Origin of the sequence: Deinococcus marmoris DSM 12784 (assembly GCF_000701405.1) — a bacterium.
Classification (GTDB): Bacteria; Deinococcota; Deinococci; order Deinococcales; family Deinococcaceae; genus Deinococcus; species Deinococcus marmoris.
Window position 1 is genome coordinate 1 of record NZ_JNIV01000171.1, and the last position, 4,803, is coordinate 4,803.

Consider the following 4,803-nt stretch of genomic DNA (forward strand, 5'->3'; position numbering starts at 1 on the left):
GTCAAAGCCCTCGAGCAGGAAAACGAGCGTCTGAAAAGCCTGCTGGGTGAGAAGGAGCTGTCGCTCTACATCGCAAAAAAAGCCCGGGGTCTTTGAGCGTTCAGCAGGCCCTCAAGCTGTATGCCGAGGTGCTCCAAGACCAGCCCCACATCAGCCTGTCCAGCTTTGCCCGGGACGTTGAAGTGCCGTACTGGAAGTTGCGTGATGCCAGACGATACGCCCGACGAGCGAAAGTTCGTCAGGCACGGTGTGAATCGCACCGTGGTCAGGTGCGTGACGTCGCGCTGGCGAATCCAACCTATGGGTATCGGCGCGTTCAGCGTCAACTCGTCAGGCAGTACGGTCAGGCTGCGCCTGGCCGTCATGAGGTCCGACGCCTGCTCCGGGAACTGGATCTGATTCCGGTCCAGCCAAGAAAAACCCGGCGCCCCTTTGTGTCCGTACAGACGTTGTTGCGGATCCGCCAGTTGGAGCAGGACGGGCAGACCCACGCGGCCCAGAAGGAGCAGCTCTCGGACTAGCCGAGCGTTCACAACGCGACATCGAGGTGCTGGAAGCGGCGGAGACCCGGGACCTGGAGCAGATCGCCGCCCTCGAAGAGCGGCAACAGGAGGCGCAGGAACGTGGCGCGGAGCTGGAAGTGGCGGCGGTGACGCATCAGGACCGCATCGAGAAGCTGGGGGGGCCGCGTCGGGACGAGCCGTAAGGCACCTGCGCACAGGCCCGGCTTGAGCCGCTGACAGGCGGCTGAGTGCGTGAGTGTGATCGTCATTGGCTGGGGCAAGCCGCCTCAAGTCGCTGGCTGCTTGGCAAGATCGCAGCGGCAGACGAATTTGCAGTCCCGAGCGATAAAGCCGGAAGGCCGAATCTTTATTCTCAATAGCCTGAGGGCGGCCCACGACGGTCGGGCTGAACGGCAGGATGCGTCAGCGCTACCTCGCGGCCTGGCCCCGCCGCGTCAGCGCCTTCTGCGCATACAGGCGCCGGTCCGCGAGCCGCAACAATTCCTCGCCATCACCCGCTTCCTCAGGAAAACGCGCCGTCCCCCTGGCCCCGCAGATGCGCTCGCCATCGACGTTGACCAGGTCACCGAGCAGTCCTGTGGCCAGGCTCGACTCAGCCTGGTCCGCACCTGGCCACAGGAGACCGAATTCGTCGCCGCCCAGCCGGAAGGCCGTCCCGGCCTCCTGTGAGACCTGCATCAGGCAAGCGGCCACCCGCTGTAACAAGGCGTCTCCGGCAGGATGACCGTACCGGTCATTCACCTGCTTGAAGTTGTCGAGATCCAGGAGCTGGAGGACAAACGGCTGGCCCTCACCGACGAGTCGGTGCAGTTGCAGGTCAAAGGCGCGGCGGTTCCCCAAGCCCGTCAGGCCGTCATGGTAGGCCAGACGCTCCAATTCACGCTGCGCAGCGTGGGCCTCCGAATAATCCTCCTGAACGCCCACAAAATATTGCAACGTGCCGTCCACGAACATCGGCTGCACCCGCAGCCGGTACCACAACGGCTTACCATCCTTGCGGTAGTTCAGCACGACCCGTTCGAACGGCTCCCCACGGTCCAGGGCCGCACGCATGAACGCGATGTCCGCCGGATCCGTCTGCGTACCCTGAAGTAAAGCGCAGCTGTGTCCCCTGACCTCCTCCAGGGTGTAACCCGTCGCCCGACTGAAGGTCTCGTTGACATACACAATGCGCCGCTGGGCGTCGGTCACCACCAGGCCGACATCCGCAGTGTCCAGCACCTGCCACACCAAAGAAGTCTCCAGAGGCCGATTCGCCGCTTCATTCTGTGCGGCAAGGTGAATCATGATGAGGACCAGAAGCTGGCAGCCTGGGGAAGGAGACCTGCCGCCTGGGGGACTGGCCGACCCAGAAAATAGCCCTGCGCATAGTCGGCGCCCAGGGTCATCATCAGGGTCAGCTCGCCCTGCGTCTCAATGCCCTCCGCGACGACCCGGATGCCCAGGTCATGGGCGTACCCGATCAGCGCGCTGACCAGGGGGACCCGGCGGTCATTCTCATGCAGGCCGCTGATCAGCGCCCGGTCCAGCTTGACGATGTCTGGACGGAGCTCCGTCAGGTAGCTCAGGCTGGTGTGTCCGGCCCCCAGGTCATCCAGGGCCACCTGTGCGCCTTCCTGCTGATAGCGCTCCAGAATGGAGCGCAGCAATCCCAGGTCCGGGAAGGTCTCGCTTTCGGTCACCTCAAAGACCAGCCGCGAGAAGTCGGCCCCCACCTCCCGGCAGGCGGCAAACGTCGTCTGGAGGCAGATGTCCGGGTTGTAGACCACGCCTGGAGCGAAGTTGATAAAGAGTTGCTGGTCCGCGCCGAGTTGCGGGTAGGCCTGGCGGATGGCCGTCTTGCGGGCATGGGCGTCGAAGGCGCGGGCCTGTCCATGCGCCGCCGCCGCTTGCAGCAGGGGCCAGGCACCGATCAATGGGCCGTGCTGCTGCGCGCGGACCAGGGCTTCGTAGCCGTACACTTCGCCCGTACTCAGATGAACCACCGGTTGCAGGTGAAACTTCAGGTGATCGCTGATGGTGGCGAACCAGGGCGTGGCCAGGCGCTGCATCCACTGCTCCAACGGGGCCAGCTGCCAGAGGTCAAGCCGTCCGTCCAGCCAGGGGGCGGCCAGCAGGTCCGGGCGCTCCGTGCGTGAAAACGCGGCCAGAAGACCGTCCAATCGGCCAAACGACGTCCGACTCACCCGAATGGAACCTGCCTCGATTTCGCCGGGAATGTCATGGGCGGACAGAAAGACAGCGAGTTTGCGTTGCAGGTGGGTGGAGCCAGCGCGAATGGACAGGCCGGTGACGCGGGTCATGTCCAGCGGTGCGACGGTCTGGCAGTCGCAGAGTGCTGGGCCGCCGTTGCCCTTGGGCACAGAGCGAGGCGGATCATAGGAGGACATTGCCGGATGGTACGCACCACACGTTCACAGAACTCTGAAGCCGAGGAATGCCGTGCAGCATGACGTCGACTTCATTTGCTCCTCATGCATTCTCGTGGTCATCGAATCAGGCACCTACACAATGTGAGCCTGGCTGCTGGGCGAGTCTTACGGTGCTCTGACCTGCCGTGGGTGGGAGAGACCGGTGGCGAGGGTAAGCGTCGATCGTATCCACCAGCGACGGCAGTGATTTTTTGGATCTACGATCCAGGACGTTGGGTTAGCCTTGTCGGGGACCCCAGTGACAATGTCTGTCTTCCAGTAAACAGCCTTACCAAAAGCCCGCCCCAGGGCCAGCCGAAGTTAGCTCTGTGGTCTGACTTCCTGTAAACGGGGTGACCAAGGAGGCGTTGAACTGAGCTGTCAGTAGATTTTTGCCCTATCTGCCTGACTGTCCCTCCCCCGGGCGGGTCTACTCCAACCTGACAGGCCCTACATGGGGATCGGCGTGATGAAGGGGGAGGCGGTGAGTTGAAGGCCACCCGCCTGCCGGCTCAGCCAGCCCTGCTTGATGAGCGCGGCGACGATGCGGGGGTCTACCAGGCGGACCTGCTGGCCTCTGGGCGTGAGCAACACCACCTCTCCCCGCGTTTCCAGCAGGGTGTAGCCCGCTTCCAGATCAGAAATCAGGCGCAGCAGACCGGGCTGAAGGCTGGCTGTCCGCTTGCAACGCACGTCAAGTTGCGTCGAAGTCTGCCACACTCGCCTGCTTTCTTCAGGTTCAGTTAAAGTCAACTCGTCTCCTGACAGCCGCAGAGCTTCAGGCGCACCAACCACCGCCCGCAAGAGCGCCTGAAGACTGATCACTTCAGACCGGAGCTGGGTCATCTCCGCACGAAGGGCGCTCAGCTCGGCCATCACAGGAACCAGGGCATTGTGCGCCGAGGAGTCGGCAGGGTGAGCCGGAAAGACCACGCCATCGCGCAAGGCTTCCAAGGCTTGGATGGCGCGTAGGCCGGGAACGTCGCGCGTCAGCAGATGCGCGGCCTTGATCCGCTCCACAGCGATCAACGGAAACACGTTGGCCCGGCCTCCAGGCCGGGCAGTAGGCAACGCCCCGTGGACTTTGCTGTACCCGTCGGCCAGACGTTGAAGGGTCCGGCTGGAAACGCCAAGGTGTTCCGCCAGCCCCTTGGACGTAATGAACTCGCCGTACGGCTGGCCTGACGGCGTGTGGTGGTGCTGTTCAGGCACGAAAAACCTCCAGTTGTAGCGTCAGCCGCAACGAAATGGAATGGGCAGGGGGCCACAGCACCACACGCCCCGCATGCGAGCGCCGCCCGTCCTCTGGGCTGGGAGGTGCCCATACGCCTGCCGGCAGGCTGTGAACTGAGCGGCAATGGCTGGGCTGCCCACACCCTGTTCCCGAATGATCTGGGCGACGGCCACCGAGCATGACCCTGCGCCGTAGAAGGCCGCGTAGGCACAGCGAAAGCCTTTAAAGGGAGAAAGCCAACGTTGGTAAAGGGTAATCCCGGTCAGGGCGGAAGCGTCAAGTAGAGACATAATCCGAACTTCAGTACCGGACAACTCGATTTCAATAGCGTCCTGAACAGCATTTTTGACATTTGAGCATTTGGTTGTCATCTGGGACGGCGAAAGGCGGCTTCTTGGAGTTATGAGACACGAAGAAGCCGCCCAAATCGACGCGATCAAGTTTGCCCAGCTCTTGAAAGAGCGCTTCCCCTTTTTGCGACGCGATACCTTGCAACGCGTCGAAGACGCCATGTGTTCGCTGATCGAGCAACGCTCTACCAATCAACAGCAGTGGTCCCAGGCCATGCCTGGGACCAGCTCCCCAGAAGCCAAGAAGAAGCGTCTGGGACGGTGTATACAGGACCCGAAATTGA

Annotated in this window: 6 protein-coding genes and 1 pseudogene; 3 read left to right on the forward strand and 4 right to left on the reverse strand. The window is 62.7% G+C overall.

All coding sequences use genetic code 11. The annotated features are described in order from the left end of the window. The first annotated feature begins 92 nt into the window (after positions 1 to 92). Together Q319_RS0122390 and Q319_RS27635 are read left to right on the forward strand one after the other, a co-directional pair. Positions 93 to 521, forward strand: a complete 429-nt coding sequence (locus tag Q319_RS0122390) for a helix-turn-helix domain-containing protein (protein ID WP_029484622.1) — start codon at positions 93 to 95, stop codon at positions 519 to 521. A 26-nt stretch (positions 522 to 547) separates the two neighbouring features. Further along, a complete protein-coding gene (locus tag Q319_RS27635) occupies positions 548 to 706 on the forward strand; it encodes a hypothetical protein (RefSeq protein WP_156039551.1) in 159 nt (52 codons plus the stop codon). A 226-nt stretch (positions 707 to 932) separates the two neighbouring features. Here Q319_RS27635 and Q319_RS25095 read toward each other — a convergent pair whose 3' ends face one another. The 4 genes from Q319_RS25095 to yidD form a co-directional block, all read right to left on the reverse strand. Beyond that, a complete protein-coding gene (locus tag Q319_RS25095; protein ID WP_211252413.1) occupies positions 933 to 1,745 on the reverse strand; it encodes a sensor domain-containing diguanylate cyclase in 813 nt (270 codons plus the stop codon). 62 nt (positions 1,746 to 1,807) lie between these two features. Then, positions 1,808 to 2,914, reverse strand: a complete 1,107-nt coding sequence (locus Q319_RS0122405; protein WP_245619446.1) for an EAL domain-containing protein — start codon at positions 2,912 to 2,914, stop codon at positions 1,808 to 1,810. Positions 2,915 to 3,385: 471 nt separating this feature from the next. Continuing rightward, positions 3,386 to 4,147, reverse strand: a complete 762-nt coding sequence (locus tag Q319_RS0122410; RefSeq protein ID WP_029484625.1) for a hypothetical protein — start codon at positions 4,145 to 4,147, stop codon at positions 3,386 to 3,388. A gap of 21 nt (positions 4,148 to 4,168) precedes the next feature. After that, entirely contained in the window at positions 4,169 to 4,681 is a 513-nt protein-coding gene (gene yidD, locus Q319_RS29045) for a membrane protein insertion efficiency factor YidD (RefSeq protein WP_342667900.1), read from the reverse strand. Between yidD and Q319_RS0122415 the strand changes: the two are divergent. After that, positions 4,572 to 4,803 (forward strand): annotated as a pseudogene (locus Q319_RS0122415) (IS4 family transposase); the annotation flags it as partial. The gene yidD and the pseudogene Q319_RS0122415 overlap by 110 nt on opposite strands.